The following is a 16,775-nucleotide window of genomic DNA, read 5'->3' as shown; positions in this document are numbered from 1 at the left end:
ACCTCTGTTAAATTACTAATTTATTATTTTAATAATTATTAACTTATATTTAGTATTCTTTTTTACGTTATTAATATGAATATTATTTTTTTATTCTTATTCTTATTTTTATTCTTATTTTTATTTTTTTATTCTTTATAAATTTTACATTTTTAATAACTCAGATGAAAATACGTATAAAATATGAATTATAAATTTTTTAATATATTAATTTATATAAATATTAAAATGTTTTAGTATATTCTTTTGAGGGGTAACTAATGGAAAAGCTATCAAAGCAGTTAATGCTTATATTAACTATAATTTTAACCTTCAATTTAATATCTGACGTGTATGCTACTGATATAACAGTAACTACAACAGGTTATACAATTGAAGGTCAAGATTTTGTAGAAAGCGATACTCCACTCGCTGATGCAATTTCTGCGTCACAAAATAATGACATAATATATTTGGAGCAGGGTAAGTATAAAGAAAGTATAACAATAGATAAAACATTGTCAATTGTTGGAAAAACTGGAAATGATATTGAAAATGTTAAGAATATAGTACTCGGGGGAGATTCTTCAACATTACTATCCGATATAATAACGGTTTCTTCAAAAGATACTAGTATTTCTAATATTACAGTTGCAAATGCTACAAATGCAGGTATTTTAATATCTGAAGGACTTTATGGCTTTAAAATTGATAATGTTTATATTTACAATATTTCTAAATATGGTATCCTTGTAGATGCAAGTGTTCATATTAATAATTCAATAATCGAAGAAAACGGCTTTGGGATAAGCACAGGTTCCGGTATTTGTCTTTACCACGGTGCTAATTCAACTGTTCAAAATACAAAATTAATCAACAATAATAGAAATCAGATATATGCAAATAATGTCGAAAATTTAACTATCATAAATAATGAAATTATAATAAATAATGAAAATAAAGAAATAAATTCAAAAAGAAACGGTATTGTATTACTTGAATCTACAAAAGCCTTTATTTCTCAAAATTCTGTTAATTCCATAGGTCATCAAGGTAATGGGGTAGACAATACAAATTCAGTTAATAACATGATTTATAAAAATAACGTAACAGGTTTTGGCTGGAATGGTATTGCTTTAGATGATTCAACTACAATTGCAGTAATCAATAACAAAGTTTACGATAATATTGCAGGGATTCAGTTAGATTCTGAAAACTGTAGTATAAAATATAATCACGTATATGATAACGATAATGCAGGACTAGTAATTAAAAATGCAGATATTAATAATAACATATCTAAAAACTGGGTGGATACCAATAATACAGTACTCGTGGGCAATATGGATGTTACTACCCAGGCAGTTAACGTATCTCATAATTATTGGGGGACTACCAATTTTGGCGTAATAAGCTCAAAAATGGCAGACGTATATGGTAAAATTTATTTCGTACCATATTACATAGATGAAGAATTTAATGAGTTAACAAATTCTCCAATTGTAAATATTAATAAAAATAAATCATATTCCAAAATTCAATATGCAATTGATGATGCTGATGAATTTGACATAATAAATGTTAAAGATGGAATTTATGAAGAGCAAATACTTATCAATAAAAATATTACCTTAAATGGTTCTGAAAATGCAGTTTTGAAGTTGCCAGAAAGCCCAAATCAAATTGGTATCGAGGAAGAGACTAAGAAGTACGTATACAATGTACTTATGTACGGAGGAACTGTTACGGATAATAAAGTAACTGGTGACAAAGTAATTAATGCAAATATAAATGGTTTTAAATTCGATGCAAATAACTACGTACCTGAAAAAGGGGTTAGATATTCGATCATTTTTGTTAGAAATGCAAATTCAAATATTAATAATCTAAATATTACAAATATTAGCGTAAGTACTGCAGAAACTTTTGGAATATCTGTTAATGGAAATTCAAATACGAATATTACAAACAATACAATTTATGAATTTTCAAGGGGTGGAATTAGTGTAAAAATGGGTTATACTAATATAACAGGAAATATTATAAATGGACCCAACAAAGATAGAAATGTAACTTGGGCACCAAATGCTCTACAATTAGCAGATTTGGCAGAAGGTATCGTTTCTAAAAATATAATAACTGGTTGCGGATGGACTGGTGAAAGATGGACGGGTACTGCAATGTTACTTTATGGTGCAGATAATGTTACTGTATCTGAAAATCAGATTTTAAATAGCCAGGTTGGTATTTATGTATGTGGTTGCCCTGGTAAAGATGTTTGGGAAGACCCACTTAATTATACATCCATATCTTTATTGGATAATACTTTACGAAATAATACTTATTCAATAATTTTGGCAAATTATATAAGTGGTTGTAACGTTTCAGGAAATAAACTATATAATTCAGAGTTGGAAGCTTTTGATGTATCATACACCTCGTGGTATGAAGGTCCAGAAGCAAGAAATATATCTATTCACGAAAATGAAATATATGGAAGTAAGGGTTACAATGCTTATGTTTTTTCAGACATAAAAGACGTTAATATGTCCCATAACTACTGGGATTCAAATGATTACTTGGACATTAAAAGTAAAATGTACGGTAATATTGTATTTAATCCATACTATTCAGATTCTAGAATGAAAAAGTTAATAAGAATCACTGATGAAATAAATTACCAATTTGTACAATTATCCGATAGATTAACTAAAGAAGGAATTATAAATAATGTAAATTTAGTAAATGAAGAAAATTATGAGTCATTCACCGGTTTAGAATTAGAAAAAGAAGATATTACAAAAATAAAATTCACAGGTACTTTAAATTTATCAAGTAATGAATTACAATATCAATTAATAAATTTAAAAGATACTTTAGATATTAAAACTTACGGAGTTTATTTATCTGAAAAATATGATGAATTATGTGATAATCCTGTATCCTATGAGTTTAAAAATATCAATAATTCCGATGTTTTGAAAAATTTATCGGAAAGTAAGCTATATGGTAAATTAATTTTAATTAACGTTAGTGATGGAGAACTAATTGAAAATAAAGACGAATACATAACAGAATATAAATTAATAAATAATACATTTATTGTAAATTCAACCGAATTTGTAACTTGCTACTTGGATATTAAAAAACCAACTATTTCAAGAGCTAAGATTTCACCAAACGGTTTAGAAAAAGGTACGTATAATATAACCGCCTCTGCAATAGTTAAAGATAATACAAAATTAAAAGAAGTATATGTATTATTACGGGGGCAAGAGTTTAATCTAACAAGTAGTAATAACATATCATATAATAAAACTTTCGAATATAATGCAAGTATAACAGGTACCCATATCATACTGATGATAGCTAAGGATATTGCAGGAAACAATGCAACAAAGCCTATTTACATAACCGTACTTAATAGTACAGTTAAAGAAGCTTTAGGAAATGAAACCAGTAATATAACAATCGATGATGAAATATGGGGCGAAATTGAAGAGGGCGGAATTAAACAATTAAACAATACGAATATAAGTTTAACAGAAATAAAAGTTAAAAATGATACATTAATACTACCTAAATTGAAAAATGTTTCTGCTAAATTAACTGTGGAAGCAATAGAAAAAATGGAAGAAATTGAAAATACTTCTAATAATATAAGTGTATCAAATGCAACAACGGAAGAAGAAATTGAAAATGTTGTAAATACTGTGATTAATAAAACAAAGGTAATTTCAAGTAGTGGATTTAATATTTCAAATATGACGTTATCTACTAAAAAAGAGGATAATAAGGTAACCTCTGAAATAAAATTCACTGCAGAAAATACAACTAAAAAAGGTTATACAATAATGAGATTACCGCTTGGCAATTTAAAATTAACGAGAATTTTGGTAAACGACGGTACCAAAGATACACCATTAAAAGAAAATGACTATAACAGTACTTTAGGATGGTACAGACTTATAGACAACAAAGTTGTAGAGTTAACTCTGATAAAAGACCCTGAAGTGTCATTATTATTTGAAAGTTTATTACCAAGTGAACCAGATACTCCAGATACTCCAACATACAGCGGTAGAAGTAGTAAACGTCATAATACGGAAATTTCTACAATCTTAACTGATACCGGACAAACTGTTTCAAAAGTAGTTGGAGCAATGCTAAGTAAATCAAGAATAATAATCGGAGCCGATGCAGATATAGATGCTGCAAAGATGTTAAGTTTAACATATGAAAATAGAAAAGAAGAATCATATGGAACTGTAGATATGTCAATAAATTCAAACACCTTACTTATTGGCGGTCCTGTAGCTAATCCATTGGCAAATAAATATGATAGATATTTTGATATCCAAATTACAAATGATGTACCGGGAAAAGATACGGGAGTTATACAAGTTCAAAAAATCAATGGTTATCAAGTCATATATGTTGCTGGTTCTGATAGGGTAGGTACTAAAACAGCTGTTCAGTATTATTTATCAATGACTGAAAACGTAACAGGTCCATTAAAAATTAAATTAAAAGATGGTAAACCTACTTTAATAAATTAATAAAAAATAAATATTTATTTCTTTTTTTATTGTAATATATCCCAAAATAATATTAATCTTTATTTTAGTTATTTATTTTAGTTATTTATTTTAGTTATTTATTTTTCATTTTCCGATTCATCGTTAATTTTGTATTTTTCATCAACTGTATTATAAACTCTTTCAGAATATTCCTTAAGCATTCTATCGGCATTAAAGAAATCAACTGAAGTTAAAATGTTATCTTGAACCAATTTCCACCATTTATCTGTATCGTACATATCTATTGCTTTCCAAATTAGTTTATACATATCGTCGGCTTCATAATCTTCATTAAGGTTTTCTCCATCCCCTATCGTAAAACTAAGGTCAGGATATTTATTGTACCATTCAACGTGCCAACCGTCAAGTGTACTCATATGTATGGAACCATTCATTGAAGCAGTCATTCCTGAAGTACCGGAAGCCTCGTTCGGTCTTTTAGGTGTATTTAGCCAAATATCTGAACCCAATTTCAAAAGCTTGCTAAGGTGTAATTCATAACCTGTTAAAACGGCAGTGTTTTTAATTTCCCGAGACTTTGAAATTATCCAATTAAAGGTCACCTGTGCGTTAAAATCTGCAGGGTGTGGTTTTCCTGCCCATATAAGCTGTAGTTTATCCGAATCTATAAGTTCTCTAAGTTTTCCCTCGTCGTGTAGTGGGAAATACGGTCTTTTATATTCTGCAAAACGTCTTGCCCAAACTACGGTAAGTTTTTTTTCATCAAATAATCGTCCACACTGGTCAGCAACTACCTGATAGAGTTGTTTTTTAAGGTGTAATTTTCTTTTACGTAGATTTTCAATGTCTCCTTCGTCAGCACATCGTTTTAGTTCGATGTCTTGCCAAGAATTAACATCTTGTGCATTTGTAACGTATGTTATTCCACATTTCCCAGGTACCCAACTCCACATTTCCCTGGTGGTTTGTTGATGTAATTTTGAAACTGCATTTGCTTTTTTAGACATTTTTAACGCAGCAACTGTCAAATTAAAAGGATTTCCACCAAATTTTTCAGCTGTTTTTAGATCCGTATTGCCAAAGAATCCCATATTGTTTAATATATTGATATCTTGGATTTCATTTCCCGCAGGTATCGGGGTGTGTGTAGTAAATACGAGATGATTTTTTACATAGTCGAATCCTTTATCTTCCATCATTCTAAAACCCAAAGGAATGGCTTGAGCCTCATTTAAGTGATAAACATCTATATTTTCACATTTTTTAAGTACTTCATACCCTGCTATGCCCAAAACCATTTCTTGAGCAATATGTGTAAGGTTATTACTATCGTAAAGATTGTAAGATATTGTACGTGAAAGATAATCGTTTTCTGGAATATCTGTCGTTAAATAGTAAATTGGACAAGTGCTAAATACACCCGCAGGTAGTAAATAGGCTTTTACCCATAATTTAGACCTATTAATTTCTATAGGTACCTTTACATCTATATCGACCAAATAATCGTGGAATTTACGTGTTTTACCTATAACCATACGACCTTCAATATCTCGCATTTGGTCGTAATAGCCATAACTCCAAAGAATAGATACTCCAACCATGGGGTAATTTGCTCTATGGGCTGCTTTAAATAAAGAGCCGGCTAAAAATCCTAAACCTCCGGCATAAGTTTTTAAAGCCTGGTCTATTGCAAATTCCATGCTAAAATACGCTATTTTTGAAGTTTCCTCTTTTTTATTCATTCCTACACCCGTCCATTCCCTACTTGCAATATATGGTTATTTTCATAATTGACCGTCATATGAATTTTTTTTATATAGTTCAATCAGTTAATTTACATCTACATATTTTTTTGTTTTTAATCATATTTTAAATATAGGTATTTGTAACGCTCAATATTATGAAAAATAAAATATTAAGATTAAGATGGCTGTAAAATATAAAAAAAGAATAAAAAAATAACGCCTAAAAAAATAAAAAAAGAATAAATATAATAGTTAAAATTAAAGTAAATAAAAGTTAAAAATTAAAAATTAAAAACAAGTTTAATTGTTTTTATTTTCTTCGTTTTCCGCATTTTCATCTTTTTTAGGTTCAAAAGATGTAGTTATATATTCATTTTTGAATTTAGATTGATTTTTAGGTATTATGATGGCTAAAACGATGTAGGTCACAATTCCTAATAGAAAGCCTGTGAATACAGTTATTGCCACGTACAAAATACGTACAAGTGTTGGATCAACATTAAAATATTCTCCGATTCCTCCACAAACACCCTCTAACATTTTGTCATCAACAGACCTGTATAATTTTTTTATATCATTTTTGTATTCTTGCATAATTTCACTCTCGTTTAAATTTATTATTTTTATTATTATTTTTTATTATTTTTTATTATTTTTTTAAATTATTTTAGATTCCTTGTAAATTTTTGTTAATTTTTTTTACTTGTACGTGTAAATAAAGTAAAATTTGATAATAATATATTAATCTAAAATTAAAAATTATAAGAAATGAAAGTAATATATTTAATTAATAAATATCTACTTAGTATAATATTTTGTCTTCCATTCCTAATTCAAGAGCCATTTTAATTTCTTTTGCAATTCTTTGACCCATACTTAAGTTTTCACCGTGGTAGAGGAATGAATAAGGGCTTCCGTTCATAAATGTGTTCGTACCGCCGTCAATTCTCGCACTCATTTCAAATACAACGAGTTCAAGATTTTCATTACATAATGATTGCAAGCAGAACGGACCAATCATACCAGGATTAACTAAATCTTTAGCTTTATCTACTAATTTATCGCCCATTTCAAATACTTGTGGCAATAAACTTTCTCTAATTACGATAGGGAAGTTACCTGTAATAACGTATGAAGGGTTTAATTCGATTTCCATTTGATCTTTTGCAGGAATTCTAACAAATCCATCAATATTACTTTCGTATCTTCTGTCCATACCCATCAATTCAACTCTATTGTATAATGGGGAGTAAAAATAGTGTATACAGTAGTTAGTACCTACAACATATTCCTCAATATGTGCATTTGGTACATCGCTATCTTCTAACACACCTTTTTTGATAAAGTCCGCTACTTTTGCGTCAAACTCTTCCTTTGAGGAGCATACGAAGTAACCTCTACCGCCTCTAGCACCGGGGAATTTTACCATTGAAGGACCGTTGATATCTTCAGGTTTTGCCAATTTTTTAGGTAATCTTAAGCCACTTTCACCTAATATCTTACCTTCTAAATCTCTTTCAGCTTCCCATCTTAATATCTTTCTGTTACCAAACATAGGCACTTTAAATGAACTTTCAACATTGTCTAATCCACAGTATGCGATAAATGACCCGTGTGGCACAATAATTGCGTTCATGTCTCTTAGTTGTTGTTGAATATCATCATTGGAAATGTCTGAGAATTTGTCAACGTATATGAATTTGTCAGCTACGCCGAATCTTTTATATGGCACATCTCTATCTTTTGTAGTTATAACAGCGGTTGAAAAGCCTTCTAACTTAGCACCTTTTAAAATGTGTAGTGATGTGTGACTACCAACTGTTACAATTGTTATCTCATCTTTGTTGTATTTGCTAAATATGTCAAGTATTTCTTCTTTTTGTATCATTCTACCACCATAAGCAAGAATTTTATAAGTTATAACTCTTACTTTAAAATATGATATTTAGTTAGAATATTTAAAGAATTTATTTATTTACCTATGTATTTATTTTAAACATATACACATTTGCACATCTAAACATATTTATTAAATTTTACTAATGTACTATTATATTTATTCATTATAGTATTTACTCGTTCAAATTTATATATATTGTTACTATATACATATAATACAAATAAAATGCTAATCAATTATACTAGAAAACTAAATAATAAAATAATAAAAAATAAAGAATAAAAAATAAAGAATAAAAAATAAAGAATAAAAAATAAAAAATAAAGAATAAAATAATAAAAAAGAAAATAAAATTATAACCAAAGTGAAAAAGTGCTAAAAAACGATATAGATGAAACACCTGTAACGCCCAAAGTAATAGGGTTAGATGAAGCAGGAAGAGGTCCAGTAATAGGGCCAATGGTAATAGCGGGCGTATTATTGGAATTAAACAATAAGGAAAAAACTAAAACATTTTATGATTTAGATTTAAAAGATAGTAAAAAGCTTTCTAAGAAAAAACGAGAAAGTCTCTACGAAGAAATACAAAAACTTGCAAAAGTAGATAAGGTAGTAGTCACCGCAAAGGAAATTGATGACCAAATGAAAATAATTAATCTAAATAAAATAGAATTGAACGGATTTTCAAGTATAATCAATAAATTTTACAAGGATGAATATGGATTAGATGAAAATAGGCGAAATAATGGTTTTTTAACCTATATCGATGCTTGCAGTAGTAACGAAACATCTTTTTCAAACCAATTGAAAGCAAAATTAATAAATAAAAACATAGATTTGATAGCAGAGCATAAAGCAGACGATAATTACAAAATAGTTTCTGCAGCTTCAATAATTGCTAAAGTAACCCGTGATAATATCATAGATGAGTATAATGAGAGATATAATTCAATGGGCTATACAATAGGTAGTGGTTACCCAAGTGACCCAAAAACCAAGAAGTTTTTAAAACAATATTTAGAAGATAACAAAGAATTGCCTGATATAGTTAGATTTAGTTGGAATACAACCAAAAAACTCTTGAAAGAATATGATTCGGAAAATGGAAATATTGATTTAAAATGTGAAAATTTATTAAAATGGGTAAAGAATTAAAATAAGTTAAAATAAGTTAAAAAAATAAATAAATAAATAAATAAATAAATTAACTAAATTAAATAAAATTATTTTTAATAATTGTAAATCTATAAAAATTAGAAGGACATAGTATTCATAAATTTATTACAATATTATTACAATATTAGTATAATATTATTATATAATACAATGGTGAAATAGTGACCAATGAAGAATTAACCAATAAAACGGAAGAAACACAATATACTACAACCGATGAAAACACTGAAACCGTAGAAAATAAAGAAGAAAACAAGGAAGCTAATAAAGAAGAAAACAAAGAAGAAACCAGGGAAGAAAAGAAGGAAAAAAAGGAAGTAAAACCTACCTGGAAATACTATACGTACAACGGTTCTACAAAGACTAAAAAATTAGTTATTGACAAAAGAGGTAAAAAATACCTAATTGCAAAAGAAAACAAAGAATTTGGAAACGATTTGGGTGTAGCAAATTTAACAGATGTTAGCGAAGGTAATGTGTTACCGACCCATAAGGGTGACGAATTTTACTTAGTTGAGCCTACAGCTTTTGACATCATCAAAAAGATGAAAAGAAGCGTTACAACATTATTGCCTAAAGATATAGGTCTTATAATTGCATACTGCGGTATTGAAAACGGTGAAACCGTTATTGAAGCAGGAACTGGCTCAGCAGGATTAACAATGTACTTATCACAAGCAGTCGGTAAGGAAGGAAAAGTAGTTACCTACGAAAAAAGACCAGAATTTGCAAAAATTGCAAGAAAAAACCTTGAAATTATGGGCTCTGTAAAAATAAACCAACCTATAATTGGCGTAGAGGAAGAAGTAAAAGAAGTAAGCGAAGAGGTACAAAATCCTGAAGCTGAAAGTAAAAAGGTTTACAATGTAATCCAGAAAATAGGCGATATAACAGAAGGTATTGAAGAACAAGACGTTGACGTAATCGTTTTGGATATGCCAGACCCTTGGAATGTAGTTCCACATGCTAAAAAAGCTTTGAATAAGGCAAAAGGTAGAATTGCGGTTTATGTGCCATACATAGAGCAATCCAAAAAAGCTGTAGAAGCTTTAAAAGAAAATAATTTCTTAGACGTTATTACAATTGAGTGTATCTTAAGAGAGATGGATATTTCAGAAAAAGGTGTTAGACCATCAACAAGAATGATAGGACACACCGGTTACTTGACTTTTGCAAGAGTTTGCCCTGAAAAATTACCTTTAGATGAAGAATAATTAATAAAATAGATATTTATGATTCATAATTATGACCTATAAAAATGTCTTTCTTTTTTTTTAAATTTTTAATTTAATTTTTAGTTTAATTTTTAGTTTAATTTATTTTTTAAGCCATTAAGAAAATAGATTTGCAAATTACCTAATTCAAATAAACATGTTTAAATCATATATCGAAATATATTAAGATATGTAATTAAATGTATATTTAAATGTATAATTAAATATATGACCAAATGGCTCGAGGTTTTTTTATGGATTTGTCAAAAAACAAATTATACATATTGTTAGGACTAGTTGCAATAGTTCTGATGGCCATCGGTGGGATTATCACATTATCTGCCGGTTATTTTACCATATCTTCAGTTGCCACCTCTTCAGACGATGTGCAAGTACTAACTAATTACACAGATTCCCAAATTAAAGAAAAAGCTTTAGATGTAAAGTATAATGATTTACAAGAACATAATGAACAGTATGTCGATAAACTAATTCATTACAAGGGTCAAATCATTAAAGTTAATGAAAGTACAGGATATATTTATTTAACAGTGGCTACTAAAAAAAGTTCTGAAAATTATTATGCGGGCAATAACATAAATGTATGGTACAAGGGCGATAAACTTGTTAATGGCACTATAGTAGACGTTTATGGAAATTACAGTGGCTTAAAATGGGCGGGCGAAGATTCAGAAAATGAAACTATACCTTCAGTACGTGCATTGTTAATCGAATAAAATAAAATAATAATATAATAATATAATAATATAATAAAATAATAAAATAATAATATAATAAAATAAAAATAATCATACTTTTTTAAATTTTATGAAATATTTTTTTGTAAGCTAATTAGTATAAATAACCAGTATTAATATAGGTATATTTAGATATATTAGTTACACATAATAAATGGCACGAGGTTTTTTATGGATTTGCCAAAAAACAAATTATATACTTTGTTGGGCGTTATAGTGGTAATTTTAATAGCTTTTGGTGCAATTGCTATATTTACTATGGGTTACCTTACTCCATCGTCAGTCACCGTATCTTCGGAGGATGATGAAGTAGTAAAACAATATGACATGTTCCAAATTAAAGGGGAAGCTTTAGACATAGATTATAAGGATTTAAAACAACAAAATGAAGAATACGTTAATAAAATAATTCATTATAGGGGTCAAATCATTAAGGTTAATGATAGTGATTGGGAATCGTATCTAACAATGGCAACTAAAAAAAGTTCTGAAAACTACTATGACGGTAATGATGTAAAAGTCCGATATCTGATAGGCGACTTAGACGAAGGTGCCATAATTGACGTTTATGGAGAATATCGCGGTTTAACATGGGCGGATGAAGAGTCTGACTATGAAGCCATACCTTTAATTTATGCAACAGTAATTGATTGTAATAATAAAACGATACTATGCTAAAAATACAGTAATATAATAAACTAAAATAAAATAATAAAATAATACTTTTTTAAATTTTAAAAATAAATAGAAAAAATAAAAATAATTTAATTAAATAAATTATTTGTTAATAATACTTTTTAATTCATCTTGTAATGTTTTATTAATCAATTTACCGTCTGCTTTTCCACGCAAGTTGGCCATACATCTACCCATGAGTAGACCCATAGCACCCATTCCTTTTTCGTTAACAACAGCAATGTTTTGCTCAATAATACTTTTTATCTCCTTTACAACGTCTTCTTCAGACATTGCGCTAAGTCCTTTAATTTCAAGTATTTTGTCAACATTTGCATATGGATTTTCAACAAATCCTTTCAATACATCAACGATTGCTTCTTTTGAAACTTTACCGTTTTCAATACATTCAAACAGTTGTTTAAAGTGTTCTTCTTCAAGTAATTCAGTATTAAATCCTTCTCTTCTAATTTCTTTAACAGTAGCTTCAATAGTCGTAGCAATTAAAGTCGGTTTAATACCAGCGTATGATTTTGCAAGCTCTTCAAATAAATCAACGTGGTAAGACATAACCATTTGTTTTGCTAAATCGTTGTTTAAGTCATATTCTTTTATAAATCTTTCCAATTTTTCTTTTGGCATTTCTGGAAGATTATTTCTAATGTTTTCAACGAATTCGTCCTCGATTGGTATGTTAGGAATATCTGTTTCAGGATACATCCTTGCAGCACCCGGTAAAGGTCTTAAGTATGATGTATTACCATCTTCTAATGCTTTTCTTGTTTCTTCTGGAATTCCTATTGTTATAGCTTCGTTTGCCCTATCTAAAACAGCACCTAACGCTCTAACAGCTTTATCTTCCCTATCCCCTACAATGATAACAGCATCTTTTGTTTCAGCTTTTGCACCCATGAATTCTTTAAGTGCGTCAACTTCTTCTTGTGTAATTCCGTATTTAGGCAATTCGTCAGTATGGAATAATCCCCCAACGCCTCCGATTACCTTTCCACGGTCGGAGAATTCAGTTCCCAATCTTCTGTTTGGCTGAACTTCTTTACCGATTAAACCATCAAATCCTTTGAGTAAAATTGCTTTAACTACGCCTTTTTTCTTTAAAGCACTTTTAATTACTTTTGATTCAGTATTTTTGAATAATTCGGTAACATCGACAATGTTTTCAATACCTGTTTTTACTTCGGCATTTCTTTCAATTAATTCTTTTTTAATTTCATTTAACTTAATTTGTCTTATTACTTCGTTTTTAATAATTTGCTCGATTAAATCAAGATTTTGAACCCCTTTAACCTCAATACGTGCACCTTCTCTAATAGAAATGTTCACATCTTGTCTAATGGTTCCCAATCCTCTTTTAGCTTTTCCTGTGGCTCGCAAAATTGTACCGATTCTTCTCGCAGCTTCTTTTCCCATTTCTGGGGTTGTGATGTCAGGTTCTGTGGTAATTTCCAATAAAGGAATTCCTAATCTATCAACACAATAAATTACTTTGTCTTTTTCATCTCTTACTTTTTTACAAGCATCTTCTTCTAAACATAAACTTGTAATTCCAATATTGCCGTATTCTGTTTCTATACTACCATCTTGCGATACAAACATAGTTCTTTGGAATCCAGATGTATTTGAACCATCAATAACCATTTTACGCATAACTTGAACTTCATCAACTACGTGCATGTTCATAAGCTCTGATACTTCAACAGCTGTGTAAACTCCTTCTTCACAAGGTCCTTGAGGTGGTTCATCATCTAATTCTACAAGACAATTTGTGTCATTATAGTACTGATAAACATAGTTTTTCTCTTTTTTAGATTCGATGAGGGCTGCTTTATCAATCTGACCCATTTCACTTTGTGAAGGCCTTAAAACTCTTTCAATTTCCCCGTGCGGTTCATCATCTCTAATTTTTGTAGGGCAATTACAAAATAATTTCCTGCTCGTGTTTAGCTGTTGGTGTATCTCCAAACCAACTTTTAAACCCAATTCTTTATAGTCTAAATTTAAATTCAAATCAGAATTTGACATAATATCACCAATAATCAAATGAATAAATAATTAAATAATTAAATGAAGTTATTTTTAAAGTTATTTTTAAATTTATATTAATATTTATGATATGAGATATTTAATTTACATCAATTAAACTAAATTCGGTTATTTCTCCCGCAATATTTTTTCCCATTAAGTCCTTAACTTCTTTAAAATCATAATTTGCCAATAAGTACATCATTTTTACAAGTGCAGTTTCAGCGGTCATATCTTCACAGCTAATTACGCCCATTTTTTGCAATTCTACACCGTTTGAGTAAACGTTCATATTTACCCTACCGTTGATGGTTTGTGTTGTCATGGCAACCAATAATCCGTTGTTTATAGCGTATTCAATACCTTCAAATAAAGTTTCTGGAGCGTGTCCTAATCCAGTACCTTCCAAAACGATTCCTTTGTAACCATTATCTGCATAATACTTTAAAATATCTGAATTGATACCTGGATAAATTTTTAAAAGTGCTACGCTTTCTTCTAAATTCGTGTTTATTTCAACATTTGAACTGTTATCCATAACATTCTGTTTTAATTTTCTTTCGTCTGCAAGATATTCAATTTTATAGTCTTTTTCATTTGTCTTTTTGTTTTTTGAAAGCATATTCATTTTAGCAACAGGTTGAGCGTTAACAGATTTAAAAGCATCTCTTCTTGAAGAGTGTAATTTTCTAACTTTTACGCCTTCGTGTAAGTAACAGTATTCGTCACCGTTTTCGCCGTGCATAAGTACGTAAACACCGCTTAAACCTTCTGTAGCAAATTTAGTCGAAGCAATTAAGTTTAAAGCAGCGTCTGAAGAAGGTCTGTCGCTACTTCTTTGAGCACCAACTAAAATAATAGGTACATTTGATTTAACCATAAATTGAAGGGCTGAAGCTGTGTAGTGCATGGTATCTGTACCGTGTGCAATAACAATTCCATCTGCTCCGTTTTTTACTTCCTGTTCAATATGTTCAGCTACTTCTTTCCAGTAAGCCGGTAACATATTTTCACTTAAAATGTTCATTACTGCCTTTCCAGAGATGTTCGCAATATTCAAAAGTTCGGGAACTGCCATAATTAAGTCGTCCGCTGTAAAAGCAGGGTGAACTGCACCGGTTTTATAGTCTACTCTAGAAGCAACGGTACCGCCAGTTGATATAATTGATATATTTTTCAATTTTTTATCTTTGTTTATGTTTAAGTCGGTTTTAACGTGTTTAGGTGTTTCTCCTTTACTTAAAAGCTTAATTTCTTCTATTTTTTCCTTTTTTATACCTGCGTTGTATCCGCTACTCATTTTTATCATAATAACGTCTTCTTTTAAACAAGGCATTACGGTACCCTTGTATGTGGTAGCGGTTTTGTTTTCCTCGGCTTTTAGTGTTAATTCTATTAAATCTCCAATATCTAAGTTCTCATTACGCATAATTCAAACACCTGATTTGTATTTTCCTAATTTATAAGTTTATAATATTTTTTATTACTTTTTTAAAAAAGTTTTAAGAAAGTTTTAATACAAATTACATATACAATACCTTAATATATATAATTTAATATCAAAGTTTTTATAATTGATTAACAAAGTCTATAATATATCTTTTATTTAATTAAATATCTTATCACAATAAATAAAATACTTATAAAATCCGTATAAAATAATCTAATTTAGATTAAAGTACTCTGAATTATTTATTAAGTGCAAAGTATTATATATTAGAAAATTATATCTATTCTTTACAAAATTTAAGCAGTTAATTTTTTATTGCGAGGTGTTAATATGATGGATACACAAAGACCATTAGACGCATTAGGAAAATCAATCAACACAAATATCACCGTATTTTTAAAAGACGGTAAAGAAATTAAAGGAAGATTAAAAGCATACGACTTACACATGAATGTTGCTTTAGAAAACGCTAAATTAGGAGAAAAAGAGTACCCTATGTTAGTTGTTAGAGGAGACAACGTTTTATACGTTTCATTATAAGTTATAGTAAGTTATAGTCTGAACTTAGCGATTAAAAAAGAATATAAGTTGTTAGTATAATTTTAACTACTAGCAATATTTATTCACTTTTACATTCACATTTATAATCGTGAATATTTAATAATAATTATGTTTTATATTTTCAATTGTATTGTTATCATATTTATCGAGTCATCACAAAAGGTGTTGTAGTTGATATTTATGGTATCATCATGCTATCGAGAATTATACAATAATATATTTATACTATAAGTATATATTATGTTAAAGTACTATACGTAACAATATAAACGTAATAAACGTAATAATGTAAATAAACAAAGCTTTAAAGTTAAAAATCAATAGATTGAGCTTTTAGTTTTGAGTTTATTTTTATAATTTATTATAAGCAAACACGGTGAAAAAAATGTCCAAAGGTACCCCATCACAAGGTAAACACAACAAAGGTTCCAACCACATTATCTGCAGAAGATGTGGAAAAAGATCATACCACGTTAGGAAAAAAGTATGTGCAGCATGCGGATTCGGTAGAAGCGCAAAATTAAAAAGATTTGCATGGCAATGGAAAAAATTCAACGGAGAAAGATTAAAATAATTGAATAATAATTAATTAAAATTATTAACTTAATTAAAATTAATTATGTATTCATTATTCTTAATCAATTCTTTTTTTAAAATAGATTACAAGATAGTTAACTAGATAGTTAACTAGATATTTTATTAGATATTTTACTGATTGTTTATTATGCTTTTTTTT

Annotated in this window: 12 protein-coding genes; 7 read left to right on the top strand and 5 right to left on the bottom strand. The window is 28.9% G+C overall.

The window, feature by feature from the left end; genetic code table 11:
* The first annotated feature begins 260 nt into the window (after positions 1 to 260).
* A complete protein-coding gene (locus J2127_RS02950; RefSeq protein ID WP_209731976.1) occupies positions 261 to 4,538 on the top strand; it encodes a right-handed parallel beta-helix repeat-containing protein in 4,278 nt (1,425 codons plus the stop codon).
* Positions 4,539 to 4,636: 98 nt separating this feature from the next.
* Here J2127_RS02950 and glgP read toward each other — a convergent pair whose 3' ends face one another.
* The 3 genes from glgP to J2127_RS02935 form a co-directional block, all read right to left on the bottom strand.
* Positions 4,637 to 6,262, bottom strand: a complete 1,626-nt coding sequence (gene glgP / locus J2127_RS02945; protein ID WP_209731974.1) for an alpha-glucan family phosphorylase — start codon at positions 6,260 to 6,262, stop codon at positions 4,637 to 4,639.
* A gap of 303 nt (positions 6,263 to 6,565) precedes the next feature.
* Positions 6,566 to 6,859, bottom strand: a complete 294-nt coding sequence (locus tag J2127_RS02940; protein ID WP_209731972.1) for a PspC domain-containing protein — start codon at positions 6,857 to 6,859, stop codon at positions 6,566 to 6,568.
* A 208-nt stretch (positions 6,860 to 7,067) separates the two neighbouring features.
* Positions 7,068 to 8,153, bottom strand: a complete 1,086-nt coding sequence (locus J2127_RS02935; protein ID WP_209731970.1) for a formate--phosphoribosylaminoimidazolecarboxamide ligase — start codon at positions 8,151 to 8,153, stop codon at positions 7,068 to 7,070.
* A gap of 384 nt (positions 8,154 to 8,537) precedes the next feature.
* Here J2127_RS02935 and rnhB point away from each other — a divergent pair, with 384 nt between their 5' ends.
* The 4 genes from rnhB to J2127_RS02915 all read left to right on the top strand — a co-directional run bounded on the left by rnhB (position 8,538) and on the right by J2127_RS02915 (position 11,991).
* Positions 8,538 to 9,320 carry a ribonuclease HII gene (gene rnhB, locus J2127_RS02930; RefSeq protein WP_209731968.1) on the top strand — a complete coding sequence of 261 codons (783 nt, stop codon included), beginning with the start codon at positions 8,538 to 8,540 and terminating at the stop codon, positions 9,318 to 9,320.
* A gap of 398 nt (positions 9,321 to 9,718) precedes the next feature.
* Complete coding sequence (locus J2127_RS02925) at positions 9,719 to 10,555, top strand: tRNA (adenine-N1)-methyltransferase (RefSeq protein ID WP_209732289.1); 837 nt, start codon at positions 9,719 to 9,721, stop codon at positions 10,553 to 10,555.
* A gap of 254 nt (positions 10,556 to 10,809) precedes the next feature.
* Positions 10,810 to 11,292 (top strand): hypothetical protein, encoded by a 483-nt coding sequence (locus tag J2127_RS02920; protein WP_209731966.1) that lies wholly within the window; start codon positions 10,810 to 10,812, stop codon positions 11,290 to 11,292.
* Positions 11,293 to 11,484: 192 nt separating this feature from the next.
* Positions 11,485 to 11,991 (top strand): hypothetical protein, encoded by a 507-nt coding sequence (locus tag J2127_RS02915; protein ID WP_209731964.1) that lies wholly within the window; start codon positions 11,485 to 11,487, stop codon positions 11,989 to 11,991.
* 99 nt (positions 11,992 to 12,090) lie between these two features.
* Here the strand turns inward: J2127_RS02915 and gatE are convergent, their stop codons facing one another.
* Together gatE and gatD are read right to left on the bottom strand one after the other, a co-directional pair.
* Positions 12,091 to 14,028 carry a Glu-tRNA(Gln) amidotransferase subunit GatE gene (gene gatE, locus J2127_RS02910; RefSeq protein ID WP_209731962.1) on the bottom strand — a complete coding sequence of 646 codons (1,938 nt, stop codon included), beginning with the start codon at positions 14,026 to 14,028 and terminating at the stop codon, positions 12,091 to 12,093.
* Between the two features lie 100 nt (positions 14,029 to 14,128).
* Entirely contained in the window at positions 14,129 to 15,457 is a 1,329-nt protein-coding gene (gene gatD, locus J2127_RS02905) for a Glu-tRNA(Gln) amidotransferase subunit GatD (protein WP_209731960.1), read from the bottom strand.
* Between the two features lie 351 nt (positions 15,458 to 15,808).
* Between gatD and J2127_RS02900 the strand changes: the two genes are divergently transcribed.
* Both J2127_RS02900 and J2127_RS02895 read left to right on the top strand, forming a co-directional pair.
* Complete coding sequence (locus J2127_RS02900) at positions 15,809 to 16,018, top strand: LSm family protein (protein WP_209590886.1); 210 nt, start codon at positions 15,809 to 15,811, stop codon at positions 16,016 to 16,018.
* Positions 16,019 to 16,424: 406 nt separating this feature from the next.
* Positions 16,425 to 16,613, top strand: a complete 189-nt coding sequence (locus J2127_RS02895; protein ID WP_013179660.1) for a 50S ribosomal protein L37e — start codon at positions 16,425 to 16,427, stop codon at positions 16,611 to 16,613.
* Positions 16,614 to 16,775: the final 162 nt, after the last annotated feature.

This window comes from Methanococcus voltae, assembly GCF_017875395.1.
GTDB classification, from domain to species: Archaea; AGJL01; Methanococci; order Methanococcales; family Methanococcaceae; genus Methanococcus; species Methanococcus voltae_C.
The sequence above is the reverse complement of the archived record's forward strand: the minus strand, read 5'-3'. Positions and strand labels throughout refer to the sequence as shown.